The 18,865-nt window shown below is 73.3% G+C and carries 21 protein-coding genes; 13 read left to right on the forward strand and 8 right to left on the reverse strand.

Annotated features, from left to right (window positions below):
- Positions 1-26: 26 nt before the first annotated feature.
- Together amrb99_RS00770 and amrb99_RS00775 are read right to left on the reverse strand one after the other, a co-directional pair.
- Positions 27-218: a DUF397 domain-containing protein gene (locus tag amrb99_RS00770; protein WP_190850775.1), complete on the reverse strand. Its 192-nt coding sequence runs from the start codon at positions 216-218 to the stop codon at positions 27-29.
- On the reverse strand, positions 215-1,024 hold the full coding sequence (locus tag amrb99_RS00775) for a helix-turn-helix transcriptional regulator (protein ID WP_190850778.1): 810 nt from the start codon (positions 1,022-1,024) through the stop codon (positions 215-217). The genes amrb99_RS00770 and amrb99_RS00775 overlap by 4 nt, the downstream gene beginning before the upstream one ends.
- 119 nt (positions 1,025-1,143) lie before the next feature.
- On the opposite strand from amrb99_RS00775, the gene amrb99_RS00780 reads away from it, so the two are divergent.
- Both amrb99_RS00780 and amrb99_RS00785 read left to right on the forward strand, forming a co-directional pair.
- Positions 1,144-1,545, forward strand: coding sequence for an ATP-binding protein (locus tag amrb99_RS00780; protein ID WP_190850780.1), 402 nt, complete (start codon positions 1,144-1,146; stop codon positions 1,543-1,545).
- Entirely contained in the window at positions 1,542-1,694 is a 153-nt protein-coding gene (locus amrb99_RS00785; RefSeq protein ID WP_190850782.1) for a hypothetical protein, read from the forward strand. The genes amrb99_RS00780 and amrb99_RS00785 overlap by 4 nt, the downstream gene beginning before the upstream one ends.
- A gap of 203 nt (positions 1,695-1,897) precedes the next feature.
- On the opposite strand, the gene amrb99_RS00790 is transcribed toward amrb99_RS00785, so the two are convergent.
- A complete protein-coding gene (locus tag amrb99_RS00790; RefSeq protein ID WP_190850790.1) occupies positions 1,898-2,590 on the reverse strand; it encodes an SDR family NAD(P)-dependent oxidoreductase in 693 nt (230 codons plus the stop codon).
- 48 nt (positions 2,591-2,638) lie between these two features.
- Here amrb99_RS00790 and amrb99_RS00795 point away from each other — a divergent pair, with 48 nt between their 5' ends.
- Positions 2,639-3,076: a MerR family transcriptional regulator gene (locus amrb99_RS00795; protein ID WP_190850793.1), complete on the forward strand. Its 438-nt coding sequence runs from the start codon at positions 2,639-2,641 to the stop codon at positions 3,074-3,076.
- Here amrb99_RS00795 and amrb99_RS00800 read toward each other — a convergent pair.
- Together amrb99_RS00800 and amrb99_RS00805 are read right to left on the reverse strand one after the other, a co-directional pair.
- The gene (locus tag amrb99_RS00800; protein WP_190850795.1) at positions 3,066-3,758 is read right to left on the reverse strand and encodes an SMI1/KNR4 family protein; all 693 of its coding nucleotides are present in this window, start codon (positions 3,756-3,758) and stop codon (positions 3,066-3,068) included. The two genes, amrb99_RS00795 and amrb99_RS00800, sit on opposite strands and share 11 nt — an antisense overlap.
- A gap of 19 nt (positions 3,759-3,777) precedes the next feature.
- Entirely contained in the window at positions 3,778-4,563 is a 786-nt protein-coding gene (locus tag amrb99_RS00805) for an SDR family NAD(P)-dependent oxidoreductase (RefSeq protein ID WP_190850797.1), read from the reverse strand.
- A 102-nt stretch (positions 4,564-4,665) separates the two neighbouring features.
- On the opposite strand from amrb99_RS00805, the gene amrb99_RS00810 reads away from it, so the two are divergent.
- From amrb99_RS00810 to amrb99_RS00850, 9 genes are all read left to right on the forward strand, one after another.
- Complete coding sequence (locus tag amrb99_RS00810) at positions 4,666-5,241, forward strand: helix-turn-helix domain-containing protein (protein ID WP_347256478.1); 576 nt, start codon at positions 4,666-4,668, stop codon at positions 5,239-5,241.
- A 76-nt stretch (positions 5,242-5,317) separates the two neighbouring features.
- Positions 5,318-6,310, forward strand: a complete 993-nt coding sequence (locus amrb99_RS00815; protein ID WP_190850801.1) for an NAD-dependent epimerase/dehydratase family protein — start codon at positions 5,318-5,320, stop codon at positions 6,308-6,310.
- A 107-nt stretch (positions 6,311-6,417) separates the two neighbouring features.
- Positions 6,418-8,046 (forward strand): alkaline phosphatase D family protein, encoded by a 1,629-nt coding sequence (locus amrb99_RS00820; protein WP_190850803.1) that lies wholly within the window; start codon positions 6,418-6,420, stop codon positions 8,044-8,046.
- 301 nt (positions 8,047-8,347) lie between these two features.
- A complete protein-coding gene (locus amrb99_RS00825) occupies positions 8,348-9,823 on the forward strand; it encodes a sigma-70 family RNA polymerase sigma factor (protein WP_190850805.1) in 1,476 nt (491 codons plus the stop codon).
- Positions 9,824-10,065: 242 nt separating this feature from the next.
- Entirely contained in the window at positions 10,066-11,526 is a 1,461-nt protein-coding gene (locus tag amrb99_RS00830) for an NYN domain-containing protein (protein WP_190850808.1), read from the forward strand.
- A gap of 92 nt (positions 11,527-11,618) precedes the next feature.
- Positions 11,619-12,260, forward strand: a complete 642-nt coding sequence (locus amrb99_RS00835; RefSeq protein ID WP_347256479.1) for a tetratricopeptide repeat protein — start codon at positions 11,619-11,621, stop codon at positions 12,258-12,260.
- A 68-nt stretch (positions 12,261-12,328) separates the two neighbouring features.
- Positions 12,329-13,186, forward strand: a complete 858-nt coding sequence (locus amrb99_RS00840; protein WP_241755109.1) for a PaaX family transcriptional regulator C-terminal domain-containing protein — start codon at positions 12,329-12,331, stop codon at positions 13,184-13,186.
- Positions 13,187-13,308: 122 nt separating this feature from the next.
- Complete coding sequence (locus amrb99_RS00845) at positions 13,309-14,676, forward strand: alpha/beta hydrolase (RefSeq protein ID WP_190850810.1); 1,368 nt, start codon at positions 13,309-13,311, stop codon at positions 14,674-14,676.
- An 84-nt stretch (positions 14,677-14,760) separates the two neighbouring features.
- Complete coding sequence (locus amrb99_RS00850; RefSeq protein ID WP_206699736.1) at positions 14,761-16,353, forward strand: MFS transporter; 1,593 nt, start codon at positions 14,761-14,763, stop codon at positions 16,351-16,353.
- A 16-nt stretch (positions 16,354-16,369) separates the two neighbouring features.
- On the opposite strand, the gene amrb99_RS00855 is transcribed toward amrb99_RS00850, so the two are convergent.
- A complete protein-coding gene (locus amrb99_RS00855; protein ID WP_190850812.1) occupies positions 16,370-16,888 on the reverse strand; it encodes a hypothetical protein in 519 nt (172 codons plus the stop codon).
- 71 nt (positions 16,889-16,959) lie between these two features.
- Between amrb99_RS00855 and pyrE the strand changes: the two genes are divergently transcribed.
- Positions 16,960-17,496: an orotate phosphoribosyltransferase gene (pyrE, locus tag amrb99_RS00860; RefSeq protein ID WP_190850814.1), complete on the forward strand. Its 537-nt coding sequence runs from the start codon at positions 16,960-16,962 to the stop codon at positions 17,494-17,496.
- Here the strand turns inward: pyrE and amrb99_RS00865 are convergent.
- Together amrb99_RS00865 and amrb99_RS00870 are read right to left on the reverse strand one after the other, a co-directional pair.
- Positions 17,493-17,870, reverse strand: coding sequence for a hypothetical protein (locus tag amrb99_RS00865; protein ID WP_190850817.1), 378 nt, complete (start codon positions 17,868-17,870; stop codon positions 17,493-17,495). The two genes, pyrE and amrb99_RS00865, sit on opposite strands and share 4 nt — an antisense overlap.
- 96 nt (positions 17,871-17,966) lie before the next feature.
- The gene (locus amrb99_RS00870) at positions 17,967-18,692 is read right to left on the reverse strand and encodes a VTT domain-containing protein (RefSeq protein WP_190850820.1); all 726 of its coding nucleotides are present in this window, start codon (positions 18,690-18,692) and stop codon (positions 17,967-17,969) included.
- Positions 18,693-18,865 lie beyond the last annotated feature (173 nt).

Below are 18,865 nucleotides of genomic sequence, written 5' to 3' on the forward strand. Positions count from 1 at the left end.
AGGTCCGCAATCAGGGCCGAGTCGGCTTACCGGAGGTCGAGGGCGCCTGACTTGGCCTGGAGGAGGAGCGTGGCGAAGGATGCGCGGTCGATGGTGATGTGCCCGCCGTCCGGATTCTTGCTGTCCCGCACACCGACACCGGAGACAACGCCGGCCACCTCGACGCAGTCGGTCTGGGACGAACCGCCGCTATGGCTGGACTTGCGCCACTGGGTCATCTCATCGACTCCTGTAGTCGTCTCAAGAAGTCCCGCGAAGCCTGCCGAGACAGGGCATCCGCTCCGAGTAGATCATGCCGCATCCTCATCCGCTCGATCTCTCTTGGATCCCGCATCAGCCTCCCACCCGCAGCCGCCTCGGTATAGGCGAGCATCTCGCCGCCGACTGTGAAGATCTTGAATGAGCCCTGCAGGCCGAGGTGGTAGCCGACGGACCGCGGGATGATGTTGATGATGACGTTCGGCAGCTGAGAGACCTCGATGAGGTGCTCCAGCTGCGCGGACATCACAGCACCGTTTCCGACCACCCGATCGACCACGTTCACGTCCAGCAGTGCCCTGATGCGCGGCGGGGCGTCGCGTGAGAGGACCGCCTTCCGCGCCATGCGGTCCTTCAGGTCTCCTTCGACGTCCGTTGAGTCACCCAAGGTGAACAGCGTCCGAGCGTAGGACTCCGTCTGGAACAGGCCAGGCACCAGACCCGCTTCGTAGATGCGGATCTCCGCTGCGATGGTTTCGAGAGCCACCTGCTCCTGGTACCAGTTGGCGTCGTGCCCCGCTTTGGCCCAGTAGAGCAGGGTCGCGAGCAGCTTGCCGGTGCCGTAGAGGTCGTCGAGCAGCTCGGTCTGCCTCTCGTCGGGCTTGCGGTAGCCGCTCTCCCAGTGGGAGACAGTCTGCCGGGCAGCACCCGCGACCTCTCCTACGTAGGCGCACGAGTAGCCGTGCTTCGTACGAAGAAAGTGCAGGTAGGAGGCCAGGAAGTCCCACATTGACGATCGTGGTTCGAGCGTTTCCCTGCGCAGCATCGCGCCTCCCCATTTCCGATCTTGTATCCGATGTCTGCGGATCCATGGCCAAGATAGCCGGGGGCATTCACTCTTGAAGTGAACACAGAAAGATTCGCAGAAAAGGCGGTGATCGGGAAGTGGACGGCTTGGCGGACGCTTTCGAGTGCTGCCTCAAACCGATTCCGGAGGCGGCGCGGGAGGCGCGGCAGCTCGTCTCGGTGGCGTGGGCGCATTGGGAGCTGGGCGACGACTACATGGCGCGGCTGGTCGTGTCCGAGCTGGTCACCAATGCGATCACGGCGTCCGAGCGGGCCGGCGGCGACCTCACGATAAAGGTTGTTTGCCGCCTTTCTGGGAGTTGTCCGGTTATTGAGGTGTGGGACGGAAGTGATGAGCTTCCGGAGATGCGCCATCCGGCGCTCGGCGACCTCGGAGGACGGGGGCTGCCCTTGGTGGCCTGCCTTTCCGGGGGATGGACGGTGGAGAAAAGACCGGGAAAGGGAAAAATCGTGCGGGTCGAGCTGGGCGGGGCGGCATGACCTCGTCGCAGGACTACCTCGAATCGATGGCATTGATCATCGGGGGCGCCATGACGTTGTCGCTGGTGCTCGGGATCCTGCTCGGCGCGGCGTTCGCGCCGAGGCCGCCGGCGGATCCCGGCAAGGGCGGCGGGAAGCGGGGGAAGTGATGGACGTTCCGGACGCGGCCGCGCGCATCGACGTGCTGGCCGAGCGGCTCGCGGCGACATCGCGGACGACTGCGGCAGGCCGGTGTGCGGCGGTTGTGAGACGAGGCGGAGGCCGCCTGCTTCCAGTGGGTGCGCTGGAGCGCTTCGGGCTCACGGTGGCGCGGACGGCCGGCGGGTGTGGCTCGGTGAGCCCGCCGGCCTGGTCAGACCGGTTGGCCGAGGGGGCGGATGGTGACGGTGTTGACGTCCACGCCGGGCGGCTGCGCGACGGCCCAGGCGATGGATTCGGCCACCTGCCCGGCGGTGAGCATGGGGCCGTCGGGGACGCCGCCCAGCGTGTCCCAGAAGGCGGTCTCGACGCGGCCCGGCGCGATCAGGGTGACGCCGACGCCGTCGCCGGTGACGGCACGGCGGGTGTTCTCGGCGAGGCCGGTCAGGGCCCATTTCGTCGCACCGTAGAGGGACCCGGGGGCGTGGACGAGACCGGCGACGCTGCCGACGAGGACGATCCGCCCGCGCGTGGCCTTCAGCGCGCCGGCGGCGGCGCGAATGAGCAGGGCGGGTCCGAGGACGTTGGTCAGCACCATGTCCCGCCAGCGGGCGGGGTCGCCGTCGACGACGCTGTCGGACGCCGCGGACCCGGCGTTGGCGACGGCGGCGTCCAGCCGCCCGAACCGGGCGACGGTGGCGTCCACCGCGGCGTGCACGGCCTCGGGGTCGGCGGCGTCGGCGGTGAGGGGCAGCAGGTCGGCGGAGGCGCCGCAGCTTCTCGCGAAGCGGTCGAGGCGGTCGCGGTCGCGGCCGGTGACGGCGACGCGGTGGCCGCGCTCCAGCAGCAGGCGGGCGGCGGCCGCGCCGATGCCGCCGGAGCCGCCGGTGATCAAGGTGACGGTCATGGGCCGGACGGTAGGTGCTAGAGCCGGCTCTAGGGCAAGCTCGTGGGCATGCCCCTCACCATCGGCCAGGTCGCCGAGCGCACCGGTCTCAGCGTCCACACCCTGCGCTTCTACGAGAAGGAAGGGCTGTTCGCGATGCCCGTGCGGCGCGTCGGCGGGCAGCGCGTCTACGGCGAGGCGGAGCTGGAGTGGCTGTACCTGTGCACGCGGCTGCGGGCGTCCAGGATGCCGCTGCCGATGATCCGCGAGTACGCGGAGCTGGTGCGGGAGGGCACGGCGACCGTGGAGGCGCGGCTCTCCCTACTGCGCGACCACCAGGACCGCGTCGCAGAGCGGATCGCGGAGCTGCACGGCTGCCTCGACCTCGTCTCGCGCAAGGTCGCGATGTACGAGGAGCATCTCGCGGCGGGCGGCGACGACCCGCTGTGGACGGGTTCGCACCTCGCCGGAGACGCGCGACCGGACCGGCGGGAGTTCAGGCGTTGACCCAGTCGCCCGGGAAGGCGGCGCGGAACCGGTCGAGGGTGTCGGGGTCGCGGGCGCGGACGGAGAGCCAGGCGCCGCCGCCGTCGGACAGCAGCACGCCCGGAGCGGTGTAGAAGTTCTGGCCGCTCTCCGACGGGAACGGGACGAGGGCGAAGCGGCGGGCCAGCTCGTCGTCCTCGCCGGGGGCGAGGTCGCGGGCGTCGCACAGCTCCTCGGGGCCCTGCGTCGACTCCGCCAGGACGATCTCCAGGACGGCGGGCGAGAACCGGTCCGTCCACGGCTCCCACAGCTCGGCGTACTTGTCGGCCAGGTCCTGCCGGACGTGGACGGGCGGGTCGTCGCGGCCGAGGTCGCCGAGCATGACGCCCCATAGCGCCGCGCCCTGGTTCTCCTCGCGGAAGACCAGGGCGCCGTGCTCGACGGCCAGCTCGCCGGGGCTCAGCAGGGTGTCGAGGTTGCTGTGCAGGTCGGGCCGGCGTCCGAGCAGCGCGTACGCCTCGCGGACGGCGGCGGGCAGCCGGAGGCCGAGCCGGTCCTCGGCCTCCGCCAGCTCGGCCTCCGGCGTGCCGTCCTCCCTGCCGAGCGGCAGGCCCCAGCCTGCGGCGAACTCCCTGATGAAGGTCCAGGCGGCGGCCCTGTCGTGGAGTGCGGGCGGCAGGTCGCGGACGATGTCGAAGCCCACACTTCGACGTTATCCCTCCTCAGGCGGTTTTGACCGCGCCTCCGTCGATCAGGTGGTCGGTGCCCGTGGTGCTCCCGGCGACCGGGGACGCGAGGTAGGCGATGAGCGCGGCGACCTCGGCGGGCTCGACGAGCCGTCCGGTGACCATGCCGATCCGGTCCGGGAGCATGCCGATGAGCTGCTCCTGGTCCACGCCGAGGGTCGCGGCCAGCTCGGCGCCGTAGCCATCGGGGGACTCCCACATGGCAGTGCGGGTGGCGCCGGGCGACACCGTGTTGACGCGGACGCCCCGCGGCCCGAACTCCGCGGCGAGGGCCTTGCCGAACGCGGTCAGCGCCGCCTTCGCGGTCGTGTAGGGGATGGGCCCGACGTGTGGTGTCCGGGCACCGTTCGAGGAGACGTTGATGATCGCGCCCGAGCGCTCCAGCAGGCTCGGCATCGCGGCGCGGGCGGTGCGGACGGCGGCGAAGAGGTTCAGCTCGTACATGCCCTGCCAGGCGGCGTCATCGAAGGTCAGGAAACCGCCGGCCGCGCCGCCGCCGTCCCCGCCGCCGACGTTGTTGACGAGGACGTCGACGCCGCCGAGCTCGGCGATCGCGGTCTCGATCAGGCGGGCCGGGGCGTCGGGGGCGGACAGATCGGCGGCGACGGTGATCGCGCCGGTCTCCTTCAGGGCGGGCGTCACGGTGCGGGAGGCCGCGACGACGCGCATGCCCTCGGCGGTCAGCGCCTCGACGGTGGCGAGGCCGATGCCCTTGCTCGCGCCGGTCACCACGGCGGTCTTGCCGCTCAGTCGCAGGTCCACGAGAACTCCTTCATGCATCGCTGATGACGCACCAAAGCTAATAGATGCAACGTCGATGTTGCAAGTAGCTCGCTACTCGGGACGTTGATGTACTGTTTCAGGGTGAGCAGAGCGTTGCGCGCGGACGCGGAGCGGACCGTCCGGACGATCCTGGAGGCGGCCGAGCGGGTCCTGTCCGCCGATCCGGCGGCCACGATGGAGCAGATCGCCGAGGCGGCCGGGGTCGCCCGCACGACCGTGCACCGGCGGTTCGCGACGCGGGACGCGCTGGTCGACGCGCTCGCCGCCTGGGCCACCAGGCGGTTCGCGGAGGCTGTGGACGCGGTGCCGCTGGAGGGCGCGCCACCGCTGGTGGCGCTGTACCAGGTCACCGCGAACGTCCTGGAAGTCAAGATCGGGTGGGGGTTCGGGATGACCCGGGCCTCGGCCTCGCCGGATCCCGAGGTCGTGCGGGTGCACGCCGACGTCCTGGCCAAGTGCGACCGGCTCTTCCGGCGGGCACAGGAGGCGGGCGCGCTGCGCGCGGACGCCGACCTGGCGTGGGCGCGGCGCGTCTACTACGCGCTGATCCACGAGGTCAGCACGGGGGGCGACGCCAAGGACCCGGCCGCCTTGGCGACGCAGGTCGTGGACACGCTGCTGCGGGGCTTCGCCACGCATCCCGAGCGCGGCATGTGATCAGGCGCGGGCGCGGGATTCCGCCGGGAGCGTGCACCGCTTCCGTACGTAGCGTACGGACCGTACAGTTCGCGTCATGAGACTCCTGATGCTGGGCGGTACCGAGTTCGTCGGGCGCGCCATCACCGACGCGGCGCTGGCGCGCGGCTGGGACGTGACGGTCTTCCACCGGGGCCGCCACGAACCACCGAACGGCGTGACGGCCCTGCACGGCGACCGGACCACGGAGGACGGCCTCGCACCGCTCGCCACCGGGGAGTGGGACGCGGTCATCGACACCTGGTCGGCCGCGCCGTCCGTCGTCCGCGACGCGGCCCGGCTCCTGAAAGGGCGCGTCGGCCGGTACGTCTACATCTCCAGCAGGTCCGTCTACGCGTACCCGACGGGCGCCGGGATGGACGAGAGCGCAGCCGTTGTAGAGGGCTCCAAGGACGACGGTCAGGTCGCCTATGCGGAGGACAAGCGCGGCGGTGAACTGGCCGCGATCGACGCGTTCGGCGACAGCGCCCTGCTCGTGCGCGCGGGCCTGATACTCGGCCCCCACGAGAACATCGGACGCCTGCCGTGGTGGCTCAACCGCGTCGCGCGCGCGGGACGCGTCCTGGCACCGGGCCCGCGCGACCTGCCGCTCCAGTACATCGACGTCCGCGACCTGGGCGCCTGGACCCTGGACGCCATAGAGCAGCGCCTAGGCGGCCCCTACAACCTGGTGAGCCCGCCAGGCCACACCACGATGGGCGAACTCCTCGCCGCATGCGCCCGCACGACGGGCTCCGACGCGGAGTTCGTGTGGACCTCCCCAGAGGCGATCCTCAAGGCCGGCATCGAACCGTGGACGCAGCTCCCCATCTGGCTGCCGCCAGGTGAAGACCACGACACGATGCACCAGGGCAACGTCGCCAAGGCGCTCGCCACGGGCCTGCACTGCCGTCCCATAGCGGAGACCGTCGAGGACACCTGGACCTGGCTGCGATCCGTGGGCGGGCAGGCGCCGCAGCGTCCGGACCGTCCCGTCGTAGGGCTCGCCCCGGAAACCGAAGCCGCGTTCCTCGACAGCGGCGAGCACTGACGGCGGCGGCCACTGAGGCAAGGGGCTGAGGCAAGGGGGCTGAGCGCAGGGGGCACTGGCCGCAACGGGTGGACGCGAAGCGCCGGGTTCCGCTAGAGAGACCTTCTATGACCGCTTTGGCACTCGGCCCCCACCTCCGCCACGTGAGCGCCCGCACCGCGACGATCTGGGTGGAGACCGACCGCCCGTGCGAGGTCCGCGTGGTCGCCGCCGACCACGGGGTCGACGCGGGCGCCCGCACGTTCACCGCGCACGGCCACCACTACGCGGTCGTGGAGGTCGACGGCCTCGAACCCGGCGCCCGCGTCCCCTACGAAGTGGTCATCGACGGCGAGACGGTCTGGCCGGAGCCCGGCTCCGACGACCCGCCCAGCCAGATCCGGACCCTCGACCCGGAGGGGACGCTGCGCATCTCGTTCGGGTCGTGCCGCCGCTCCCCCGGCACCCCGGAGGAGTTCGGGCACGACGCGCTCGCCGCGTTCGCGCACCGCCTCAAGGACGGCGGCGACGGCGCCACCTGGCCCGACGTCCTGCTGATGGTCGGCGACCAGGTCTATGCCGACGAGCTGAGCGACGAGATGAAGGAGTTCATCCGGGGCCGGCGCGCGGCGGACGAGCCGCCCGTCGACGAGGCCGCCGACTTCGAGGACTACACCCACCTGTACAAGCTGGCCTGGCACGACGACCCGGCCGTCCGGTGGCTGCTGTCGACCGTCCCCACCTTCACGATCTTCGACGACCACGACATCCGGGACGACTGGAACACCTCCTACGCGTGGCGCGAGCAGATGTGGGCGCAGCCGTGGTGGCGGGCCCGGATCACCGGCGGGATCGGCTCCTACTGGATCTACCAGCACCTCGGGAACATGTCGCCGGAGGACCGGGCGTCCGACCCCGTCCTCGCGGCGGTACGCGCCGCGTCCGAGGACGGCGGCGACGCGGGCGAGATCCTCGACGAGTTCGCCGAGCGCGCCGACAAGCGGCCCGAGACGATGCGGTGGAGCTACGCGCACGACTGGGGCGGCACCCGGCTCGTCGTCGTCGACAGCCGCTGCTCCCGGCTGCTGACCTCCGACCGCCGCGGAATGCTCGACGACGAGGAGTTCCGCTGGCTCGACGAGCAGTGCCAGGGCGGCATGGACCACCTGCTCATCGCCAGCTCGCTGCCCTACCTGCTGCCGCGCACCATCCACCACGCCGAGTCGTGGAACGAGGCCGTCGCGGGCGGCGCGTGGGGGCGGCGCGCCGCCGCCCTCGGGGAGAAGGTCCGGCAGGCCGCCGACCTGGAGCACTGGGCGGCGTTCGAGCGCTCCTTCCGCGAGGTGGCGCAGGACGTGATCGCGGTCGGTAAGGGAGAACGGGGTCCCGCCCCGGCCAGCATCTCCTTTCTCTCCGGTGACATCCACTACTCGTGCCTGTCCCGGGTGACCGCCCCGGACACCGCGTCGGAGATCACCCAGATCATCTGCTCGCCGCTGCGCAACCCGCTGAACGGCACCATCCGCCGGGCCAACCGCATCGCGGCCGCGCGCGGCGTGAGCGGGGCGTTCCGGGCGCTCGCCAAGCTCGCGAAGGTTCCCGCGCCGCCGCTGCGGTGGCGGATGACCGAAGGGCCCTGGTTCGACAACGCCATCGCCACGGTCGAGCTGACCGGCCGGCAATGCACCGTCCGGTGGGAGACGCCCCGCACCGAGACCGCCCTCACCGAGCTGGGCCGGGCCGCCATCGCCCGCTGACCCCGCCCGCTGACCCGCCCGCCACCTGCCCGGCCCGTCCCCGTCCTGACCAGGCCATACCGACGGAGCGGGGCGCACCCGTTCAGCCCCCTCGCCGGAACGGGCGCACCCCGGGCGGACGGCCTGGGGAACCGTCCACGCCCCTCCAACGCGCGAGCACCCCCGCCATGACGCCATTCCCGGGAAATCGAACATGGCGCGCGCCGACCTGGGCGACAATGTGTGGTCAAGGCGTCACAACGAGCTAGCATCGGGGTGGCGAAGAGCCCGCCAAGGACGGCGCGTCCGTGAGGGAGGCCACGTGGAGGAGCCCGCCACCACCGGGACCGGGGACGCGGCGCTCATCTCGCGGGTCCGCGACGGCGACGTCTCGGCGTACGCGACGCTGTACGAGCGGCACGTCGCGGCGGCGCGCGGCCTCGCCCGGCACCTGACCCGCGGGTCCGACCCGGCCGCCGCCGAGGACGCCGTGCAGGACGCGTTCGCCAAGGTCCTCGGCGTGCTGCGGCGCGGCGCCGGGCCCGACACCGGCTTCCGCCCGTACCTGCTCACCGCCGTGCGCCGCTCGGTGTACGACAGGCGGCGCGCCGACCGGCGGGTGCACCGCACCGACCGGATCGAGGAGTTCGACCAGGGCGTCCCCTTCGAGGACCCGGCCCTCGCCGAGCTGGAGCGCTCGATGATCGTCCAGGCGTACCGGTCGCTGCCCGACCGCTGGCAGGAGGTGCTCTGGCACACCGAGGTCGAGGGCGCCAGGCCGGCCGAGATCGCGCCGCTGCTCGGCCTCACCGCCAACGGCGCCGCGGCCCTCGCCTACCGCGCCCGCGAAGGGCTCCGGCAGGCCTACCTCCAGATGCACGTCGCGGACCTCGGGGAGGTGCGCCGCGACTGCCGCCCGGTGCTGGAGAAGCTCGGCTCGTTCGTCCGGGGCGCGCTCGCCGGGCGCGAGAGCCGCCGGATCCAGCGGCACCTGGACGGCTGCGTCCGCTGCAAGGCGCTGCACGCCGAGCTCGCCGCGCTCAACACGGCGCTGCGCGAGGGGCTGGGTCCGCTGATCCTCGGCACCGCGTCCGGCGTGGCCCTGGCGTCCAAGGGCGGCATGTTCACCTGGCTGAGGCACCTGCCGAAGCGGCAGCAGCAGGCGCTCGCGGGCGGCGGCGCGATGGCCGTGGCGGCCGCGGTGGCCGCCGCGATGATGCTCGTGTCCGACAAGCAGCCGATCAGGCCCGCGCAGGACCCGCCGGCCACCGCGCAGGCCGCGCCGAAGCCGCCGGCCCCGCGGCCGCCCGCGCCGCGTCCCGCCCCGCCCCGACCGGCCCCGCACCACCCGGCACCGCACCACCCGGCACCGCACCGCCCGCTCGTGGTGGAGCCCGCCGCGCACCGGCCCGCTCCGCACCCGAGACCGCACGTCGCGGCGCCGCCGGCGAGCACCCCGCCGAAGCCGCGCCCGCACGTGCGCCCGCCGCTGCCGCGGCCCGTGCCCCGGCATCCGCGCGGCCTGTTCGTCCGCGTCACCGTCGGGACGGGCGGCCACGGCGCCCTGGTGGACGTCCGGGTCGCGGGCGCCGGGCACGTCAGGGCGGGCGGCGAGGTGCGCGTCGACGTCGGCGCGGGCCCGCCTGCGGGCATCCCGCGGCAGGTCATGGCGCCCGCCCTCGCGAACGGCCGATTCCACGGCCGATTCCACGGCCGGATCAAAGGCCGGTTTCAGAGCCGGTTCCAGAGCCGGTTCCATGGCCGGTTGAAGACACGGTCGCGGGGACCCTACGGCTGAACCGGCGTCCTGCTCCTTCCCGTAAAGATCATGGGGAAGGGCGGGGCGGGACGGCAACGGCTGGTAGCGTCCGCCGCGGTTCCCAGTTTGCTGTTACTGGGGAGTCGCGAACCGGCGGTATGCCATGAAAGAGTGCGAATCGCCGTATTGGCCTACGGGGCTGACGGGCTTCACTACGCTATAGGCGCCCGAGGTCACTACGCCGGCCTGTGAGCTCCCGTGTAGAGGAAGGGCGGTGTCGCATGGATCGCTGCGCGCTGTTCGTAGACGCCGGCTACCTGCTGGCCGACGGCGCCATGGCGGTGCACGGCACCCGCCATCGCGAGACCGTCTCGTGGGACTTCGGCGGGCTCCTGCAGCTGCTGAGCAACCTCGCGCGCGAACGCACCGGCATGCCGCTGCTGCGCTGCTACTGGTACGAGGCCACCGTCGAGGGCCGCCGCGCCCCCGAGCACGACGCGCTCGCCGACCTGCCCGGCCTCAAGCTCCGCCTCGGCCGCATCCGCCCCGGCCGCCGCGAGGGCGTCGACGGCGAGATCCACCGCGACCTGATGACCCTCGCCCGCAACGGCGCCCTCGCCGACGCCGTCGTCGTCAGCGGCGACGAGGACCTCGCCCAGGTCGTCTCCGACGCCCAGGACTTCGGCATGCGCGTCACCGTCGTGCACGTCGCCGTCGACGGCAACTGGACGATCTCCCGGGTGCTGCGCCAGGAGTGCGACGACCTCATCGAGATCGGCGCCGGCCACCTGCGCCCCTACGTCAACCTGCTCAGCGGCGTCGACTCCGGGTCCGGGTCCGGGTCCGGCTCCTCGGGCATCGCCGCGCTCGGCGCGGGCCCGCTGTCCAACGGGCACGGCTCCAACGGCCACGGCCCCGGCGGCGCCGGCGCGCCGCTCGGCCCGCTCCAGACCACCGCGCACAACGGGCCGCCGCCGTCGTCCCCGATCGGCGGGCAGCCGCCGCTGAGCCCCGCCGCGTCGGGCCTCGGCTCCTCGGGATCGTCCGGCTTCGGCTCGTCCGGGTCCTCCGGCCTCGGCTCCTCGGGGCCGCCCGGCCTCGGCTCCTCCGGGCCGCCCGGCCTCGGCGGCGGCGGGGGGACCGGCGTCCCCACCGGGCCGCTGCCCCTCCCGGGGAGCAGCGGCCTCGGCTCGTCGTCGTCGCTGGGCTCGTCGTCCTCGCTCAACTCCGGCGGGCTGCCGCTGCCGTCCTCACCGCTCCAGGCCCCGTCCACGACGGGCTCGTCCGCGCCCGCCCCGGCCCCGGCGTCCAGCCCGCCGCCGCTCGGCGGCCCGCAGTACACCTCGTCGTCGCCGGTGCCGTCCCCGTCGCCGCCGCCCCCGCCGCAGACGCTGCCGCCCCAGTCGTCCGGGTCGTCGCCGCTGCCGTCGAGCCGGCCGCACGGCCCCTACACCGGACCCCAGCAGATCGCGCCCGTCCCCGCGCAGCAGAACACCCCGAGCCTCGCGGACGCCGTGAAGGCCGCGCACCAGGAGGGCCAGGACTTCGGCGAGTCCGTCGCACGGGACGCGCCCGCGCTGTGGCTGGAGGCCGTCCTCGCCCGCAAGCCGCGCATGCCCTCCGACCTGGAGGCACGGCTGCTGCAGGGCTCCTCGCTGCCCATCGACTTCCTGCTCCACGACGAGGTCCGGCACGCGCTGCGCCGCGGATTCTGGGACGCCCTCGAACGTTCCCGCAGGTGACGGCGGTACGCCCCAGACACATACGGGCGGGTAATGCACGATCATCAGTGATTCGCCCGCTTCGGCCGGCCGCCGGCGGGTAGCGTTGAAGCGTGACGCATGTGACGGAAGACGATCTCGACGACCTGGAGTTCGACACCCTGCGCACCGGCGATCACATCTCGGCGGCCGAGCGGCTGTCCGAGCTGGCCGAGACGGTGACGGGCGGGGTGTCGCGGGCCAACGTCCTGCTGCGTGCCGGGGAGCAGTGGCAGCACGCCGGCGACCACGGCAAGGCCGCCGAGCTGTACCGCAAGGCCATGGAGGACGGCGGCGAGGTGTACGGCGACCCGCGCGCCTACCTGGCCGACGCGCTGTTCGAGCTGGGCAGGGCCGACGAGGCGCGCACGCTCGTCGACGAGATCCGCGCCGACAAGCCGCGCGATCCCGAGGTGTACCGCACGGTCGCCGAGGTGCTGTACGCCCAGGGCGACGCGTCCGGCGCCCACGACTGGGCCACCAGCGGCGCCGACGTGGTGCTCGCCCTGCGCGACCGCGCCGTCGGCACCGGCGTCGGCGGTCCCGACGAGCCGCCGGTCTCCGGCGAGGAGTCGTTCACCCCGGGGCCCGACGACGTCGCGCTCGCCGAGGACAGCCTGGAGGCGCTGCTGCGGCTGCGCTACCGCGCGCGCATCGACCTCGGCCGCAGCGAGGACGACTACGACGCGCTCCTGGACGACCTCCTCAAGAACTGAGCGGGCCGCGAGCGGGGCGGGCGCGGAGCGGGGCGGGCGCGGAGGCCGGATCCCCTTACGCTGTGGGGATGCCCAACTCCGCCGCCGCCGAGGCGCGCACGCGCCCGCTGATGCTCACGTTCTTCGGGGCGCACGTGCTCGGGCGTCCCGTCGCGGTGTCGGCGGGCAGCGTCATCGAGGTGCTCGGCCGGGTGGGGCTCGGCGAGCACGCGGTCCGGACGTCGCTGAACCGGATGGTCAAGCGCGGGCTGCTGGAGCGGCACCGGCAGGGCCGCAAGATGTACTTCGCGCTGTCCGCGCACGCCGCCGAGGTCCTGGAGGACGGCCGGGAGCGGATCTGGCGCGCGGGCGTGGTGAACCGGAACTGGGACGGCCGGTGGACGCTGGTCGGGTTCTCGCTGCCGGAGGACTGGCGGCGCGAGCGGCACGACCTGCGGTCCCGGCTGATCTGGGCGGGGTTCGGGCCGCTGCAGAACGGGCTGTGGGTGGCGCCGGGCGCCGTCGACGTCGCGGCGGCGGTGGCCGGGCTCGGGCTGGAGGCCCACATCCGCGTCTTCGGCGGGAGCGTGCTGCCGCCGACCGAGGTGCGGGACGTGCTGGAGCAGGCGTTCGACGTGCCCGCGATGGCCGCCCGCTACCAGGCGTTCCTCGACCGCTGGGACACCGCGGGCGGCGCTGAGGGGGCGGGCGCCGCGGACTGCCCGGACGCGGCGGCCGGGCTGCCCGACGACCTCGCGCGGCAGCTCGTCCTGCACAGCGACTGGCTGGAGCTGGTGCGCCGCGACCCGCACCTGCCGGCGGAGCACCTGCCGGAGGGCTGGCCCGCGATGCGCGCGGAGGCGGTCTTCCGCGACCTCGCCGGGCGGTGGGAGCGACCGGCCGCGGCGGAGGCGGCCCGGATCCTGGACACCCTCCCCCTCGGCTGAAACCGCTGATCATCGGCGTGCGACGGCGCATGCCCTGATATTCGTCACAATATTGACAGCCGTCAAGAATCAGCCGTACATTCGCGGCGACCTTCCGGCACGCTCCCGATCAGGAGCCGCTCATGTCCCTGCCCCGCCACGCCCGCCGCCTCGGAGGGCTCGCCGCCGCCGGCGCCCTCCTCGCCCTCGCCCCCGCCGTCCCCGCCGCGTCCGCACCGGCCACGCTCACGTCCACGACCGCCTACTCCGGGAAGCTCGCCGACGGGGCCGCCTGGACCGCCGAAGTCCCCGCCCGCTGGAACGGCACGCTGCTGCTGTTCAGCCACGGCTTCGGGCCCCTCGTCGCGCAGGACGCCCCGAGCCCCGGCGCCCGGACCGCCCTGCTGGACGAGGGCTACGCGCTGGCCGGCTCGTCCTACGACCCCAACGGCTCGATGTGGGCGCTCGCCTCCGCCGAACGCGACCAGTTCGCCACGATCGACGCGTTCCGCGGCGCCGCCGGACGGCCCCGGCACGTCATCTCGGTCGGCCAGTCCATGGGCGGCCTGATCAACGCGCAGATCGCGCGGGACGGCGCCGGCCGCGTCGACGGCGCGCTCGGCCTCTGCGGCCTCGTCGCGGGCGGCGTCGACCTGGACGACTACCAGCTCGACGCCGAGTACGCGATCGCCGCGCTCCTCGGCCCCGGAAGCGGGACCCGGCTCGTCGGCTTCTCCGACGCCGCCGAGTCCGCGGCGCTCGGCGCGCGGCTCACCGACGCCGTCACCAAGGCGCAGGCCACACCGCAGGGACGCGCCCGGATCGCCCTCGCCTCCGCCTACCTCAACCTCGCCGACTGGGCCCCCGACCAGCGGCCGCCCGCCCGGAACGACTACGCGGGCCAGGAGAAGCAGCAGTACGCCTGGTTCGCGCAGGGCCTGCTGTCCTTCCTGACCACCGCGCGCTACCAGGTCGAACTGGCCGCTGGAGGCAACACCTCCTGGAACAAGGGCGTCGACTACGCCGCGCTGCTGCGGCGGTCCTCGCACGCCGCGCAGGTCCGCGCCCTGTACCGGACGGCCGGGCTGGACCTCGGGAGCGACCTCGCCCGCCTCACCAAGGGCGCCGGCGTCACCGCCGACCCCGCCGCCGTCCAGGCCCTGCGCCGCACCTCCACCGCGGGCCAGGGCCTCGCCGTCCCGCTGCTGGACGTGCACACCACGTCCGACCAGCTCGTCCCCGTCGAGCAGGAGAACGCCTTCGCCGGACGGGTCCGGGCCGCCGGACGCTCCGCGCTGCTGCGCCAGGCGTACGTCGCCCGGCAGAGCCACTGCAACTTCACCACCGCCGAGACCGTCGCGGCCGTCCACGCCGTCCAGCACCGGGTCACCACCGGGCACTGGAGCGGCACCGGCGCCACGCAACTCCAGCGCAGCGCCCTCGCCCTCGGCCTCGACGGCGCCGCCTTCACCGCCTACCGCCCCGGCACCCTCGTCGGCGCGCGCCGCTGACCCCCGCCGCTGACCCCCGCCGCCGACCCGAGCCGCCGGCCCCACGCCGGCGACCGACCCCACCCCATCTCGTCAGGAGTCCACGTGTCCACCACCGCGGAGACCCCGTCCCGCTCCACGCCCGCGTCCGGCGCGTCCCTCGCGCGCGGCACGCTGATCGCCGGCTGCGTCGCGGTCTGCCTCGCGCAGATCGGCATCGCGATCCCGGCCACCCTCAACGGCCTCTTCCAGAAGGACCTGCACCCCGTCGGCTCCCAGCTCACCTGGATCTCCGACGCGTTCCTGCTGCCCGTCGCCGTCCTGGAACTGACGTTCGGCGTGCTCGGCGACCTGTTCGGCCGCAAGCGGCTGCTCATCGGCGGCGCCGCGCTCATGGCGGTCGGCGAGCTGGTCAGCACCACCAGCTCCGGCGTCCACCAGCTGTGGGTCGGCCAGGCGCTCGCCGGCCTCGGCGCCGCCGCGCTGTTCCCCACCTCGCTGGCCATGCTCGCCGCCGGAACCAGCGGCGGCACCCAGCGCGCGCGTGTCATCGCCCTGTGGGCCGCGTGCCTGTCCACCGGCGGCTTCCTCGCCCCGCTGCTCGGCGGCATCACCGCCACCTACGGGTCGTGGCGCTGGTCGTTCATCGTCGTCACCGTCCTCGCGGTGATCAGCGCGGCCGTCAGCACCCTGCTGGCCCGCGACTCCCGCGCCCCCGAGGGCCGCTCCCTCGACCCGGCCGGGCAGATCACCATCGGCCTCGGCCTGTTCGCGCTGCTCTTCGCGATCATCCAGGGCCCCGAGGACGGCTGGGGCTCCGCGCCCGTCGTCACCGGGTTCGTGCTGGCCGCCCTGTTCCTCGCCGCGTTCGTCGCCGCCGAACTGCGCGTCCGCTCCCCGCTGCTGCGCCTCGACCTGTTCGCCAACCGGTCCTTCGCGGTCGCCTCGATCGTCGCCGTCGTCGGCATGTTCAGCTTCCTCGGCACCGCCTACTCGGTCAGCATCCGGCTCGGCCCCGCGCAGGACCAGAAGCCCATGCACACCGCCATGGCGTTCCTGCTGCTCAACGGCCTCGCGCTCGTGCTGCTGCCGGTCACCGAGCGGCTCCTGCACCGCGTCGCGCCCGGCCTGCTCACCGGCGGCGGGCTGATCCTCATCGCCGCCGGCGACTTCTGGACCGCCACCCTCCCCATCAGCGACCGCGCCATGACCTCGCTGATCCTGCCGCTCGGCCTGGTCGGCATCGGCTTCGCCGTCACCGTCTCCTCCATCACCGCGACCGCCGTCAACACCGTCCCCCACCACCTGGAGGGCATGGCCAGCGCGACCACCAACCTGCTGCGCGACTTCGGCTTCACCCTCGGCCCCGCCGTCATCGGCGCCGTCGCCCTCAGCCGCGCCGGCTCCGGATTCACCGACAAGCTCGACGCCTCGCCGCTGCCCGCCGGCCTGAAGCACGCCGCGATGGAGGTGCTGCACGAAGGCGGCCCGCTCGGCATCAACAGCGCGTCCGCCGCCGCGCCGCCGCTCAAGCCCGTCCACTCCATGGCCCTGGAGGCCGTGGGCCACGGCTACTCCATCGGCTTCGTCGTCTGCGGAGCCGCCGCCCTCGCGTCCGCGCTGCTCACCCTCCTGACGCTGCGCGGCGCCGACCGTTCCGCGGTCGAGGCCGACGCCCCCGGGGCCGACGCGCCCTGACGGCGCCCGCCGCGGCCTAGAGCGTGGTGATCAGCTCGCTGAGCGCCTGGGCCGCGGCGGCGGGAGGCTCGTGCTCGACGACGGCCCAGCCGCGCAGCCGGGCCTCCCTGACCGTCCCGTCCCGATCCGGGAAGGCGGCCCGGTCGGCATGGGTGCGCAGGTAGCCGCAGGGCGCCTCGGGCCAGTCCGGCGGCCCCGGCAGCGAATCGTGGTCGTGCGCGGCGCCCGGCGGGCGCGGCAGATCGGCGTCCACGAACACGTACCCGCCCACCGGGCGGTGCGCCGCGCGCTGCGCCAGCGCGATCGCGGGCACCAGCGGCCCCGCCGCGCCGTGCGCCGCCAGGACCAGCGGCACCGACGGCCCCGCCGCCGAGACGATCAGCGAGACGCGGGCGACGTAGCGGGCCCCCTCGCCGTCCGGCACGTCCGGAGCGATCACGTCCATCCCGTACGAGCGCAGCATCTCCGGCATGTCGCCCCAGGACGCCGCGGTGGCGCCCGGCGCGTGCAGCAGCACCACGGAACCCGGCGTCATGAGCCCCCTTCCCGCCGCAACCGTACAGTGCGGCTGCGGCGGCCCGGCGCGGGATGAATAGGGTTCCTCCTGTGAGCGATCGTGATGAGCTGCTGCGAGAGATCAAGGACAAGGCCGTCGTGCACGGGGACTTCACGCTGTCCTCGGGCAAGAAGGCGTCCTGGTACGTCGACCTGCGCCGGGTCACCCTGGACGGCGCCGTCGCGCCCCTCGTCGGGCGGGTGATGCTGGACGAGACCGCCGACCTGGACTACGACGCCGTCGGCGGCCTCACCCTCGGCGCCGACCCGGTCGCCACCGCGATGCTGCACGCCGCCGCCGCGCGCGGCCGCCGCCTCGACGCGTTCGTCGTCCGCAAGGCCGGCAAGGCGCACGGCCTGCAGCGCCGCATCGAGGGCCCGGACGTCACCGGGCGCCGCGTCCTCGCCGTCGAGGACACCTCCACCACCGGCGGATCCGTCCTCACCGCCGTCGAGGCGCTCCGGGAGGCCGGCGCCGAGGTCGTCGCCGTCGCGACGATCCTGGAGCGCGGCGCCGCCGCCCGCATCGCCGAGGAGGGCCTGACCTACCGGCACCCCTACGCGGTCGACGACCTCGGCCTCTCCTAGGCCTTCGGGCGCACGTACCAGGTGGCGCGCACCCCCTGCGGCTTCGCCGCCTGCAGCTTGCCGTAGATGCTGACCTGGAGCGATCCGCCGTTCGTCGCGACGACGTCCAGGGTGTCCTCCTTGAACTGGAGGACCTCCCCGGTGTCGTGGACGCCCTGGGTCAGTACCCGCCCGGTGTCGGGGACGCGGACGATCACCGTGGTCGGCTGGCCGGTGACGCGGATCAGCAGTGGGACGCTCGCCGCGGGGGTGTGCACGGTGGGGGACGCGTCGGGGGAGGACGTGCTCTGGCCGCTCGGGGAGGCCGGGGCCGCCGAGGGGCTCTCCTTGTCCGGCGAGCCGGCCACCGCGTTCACCAGTGCGATGCCGCCCACCACAAGAAGCGCTAAGGCGAAGACCACGGCGATGGCCGCGATCACGATGCGTGCGAGACCTATAGGGTCCGACCGATGACGTCCCACATGGGGAGGTTAGCGATAACTGTCACTCCTGAGCGACGGACGTGACTCTTCACGGTCATTCTTATTCGGACCGTTGCCACCGCCACGCCCCTTCATGATCTCCCGGACGATCGGGATGACCGACAGGACGAGGATCACCGCGACCCCCGGCAGGATGTACTTCTCGACGTCCGGGACCTCGGAACCGAGGAAGTGGCCGAGCAGGAACAGCGCGTCCGTCCAGACCACGCCGCCGATCACGTTCCAGAGGAAGAACTTGCGGGCGTCCATGCCCAGCATCCCCGCCAGCGGGTTCAGGAACGTCCGGACGATCGGGATGAACCGGGCCAGCAGCACCGCGCGGGCCGGCCCGAACCGGTTGAAGTAGTACTCCGCCTTGTCGACCCACTCCCGCCGGAACAGCTTAGAGTCGGGCCGGTCGAACAGGCGGCGGCCGTAGCGGGCGCCGAGGAAGTGCCCGAGCTGGGCGCCCGCGATCGCCGCGACCGGGCCGCCCACCAGCAGCCAGGGCAGCGACAGCGACTGGAACTCCTGGCCGTTGACGGTCGAGACCGCCGTGAGGATCCCCGCCGTGAACAGCAGCGAGTCGCCCGGCAGGATGCAGCCGATCAGCAGTCCGGTCTCCGCGAAGATGATGGCGAGCACGCCGATCGTCGCGAACGTCCCGAACAGCCGCAGCCAGGCGGTCGGATGCAGCCACTCGGTGATGTCGAGGGGAATCGTCGTGAGATCCACACCGCGAGCGTACCTTTCCGCACCTCGCGATTAGGCGGAACGCGCACCCCGACGGGATACTGAGATCGGACGGCATGCCAGACCGGAGACCGTGTGACCCGGGCCGCTCACCTGGGTAGACGGTCGTTCGTGGTGCTACCGCCCGGCCGGATGCCCGGCGGCACCCTGCGTAT

The sequence above is a fragment of the Actinomadura sp. RB99 genome (assembly GCF_014706005.1).
Lineage (GTDB): Bacteria > Actinomycetota > Actinomycetes > Streptosporangiales > Streptosporangiaceae > Spirillospora.

Coding starts and splice junctions, on each gene's coding strand:
- amrb99_RS00775 (WP_190850778.1), bottom strand. CDS start 1,024: ATGCTGCGCAGGGAAACGCTCGAACCACGATCGTCAATGTGGGACTTC.
- amrb99_RS00855 (WP_190850812.1), bottom strand. CDS start 16,888: ATGACGCCGGGTTCCGTGGTGCTGCTGCACGCGCCGGGCGCCACCGCG.
- amrb99_RS00845 (WP_190850810.1), top strand. CDS start 13,309: ATGTCCCTGCCCCGCCACGCCCGCCGCCTCGGAGGGCTCGCCGCCGCC.
- amrb99_RS00795 (WP_190850793.1), top strand. CDS start 2,639: ATGCCCCTCACCATCGGCCAGGTCGCCGAGCGCACCGGTCTCAGCGTC.
- amrb99_RS00815 (WP_190850801.1), top strand. CDS start 5,318: ATGAGACTCCTGATGCTGGGCGGTACCGAGTTCGTCGGGCGCGCCATC.
- amrb99_RS00770 (WP_190850775.1), bottom strand. CDS start 218: ATGACCCAGTGGCGCAAGTCCAGCCATAGCGGCGGTTCGTCCCAGACC.
- amrb99_RS00820 (WP_190850803.1), top strand. CDS start 6,418: ATGACCGCTTTGGCACTCGGCCCCCACCTCCGCCACGTGAGCGCCCGC.
- amrb99_RS00785 (WP_190850782.1), top strand. CDS start 1,542: ATGACCTCGTCGCAGGACTACCTCGAATCGATGGCATTGATCATCGGG.
- amrb99_RS00790 (WP_190850790.1), bottom strand. CDS start 2,590: ATGACCGTCACCTTGATCACCGGCGGCTCCGGCGGCATCGGCGCGGCC.
- amrb99_RS00840 (WP_241755109.1), top strand. CDS start 12,329: ATGCCCAACTCCGCCGCCGCCGAGGCGCGCACGCGCCCGCTGATGCTC.
- amrb99_RS00830 (WP_190850808.1), top strand. CDS start 10,066: ATGGATCGCTGCGCGCTGTTCGTAGACGCCGGCTACCTGCTGGCCGAC.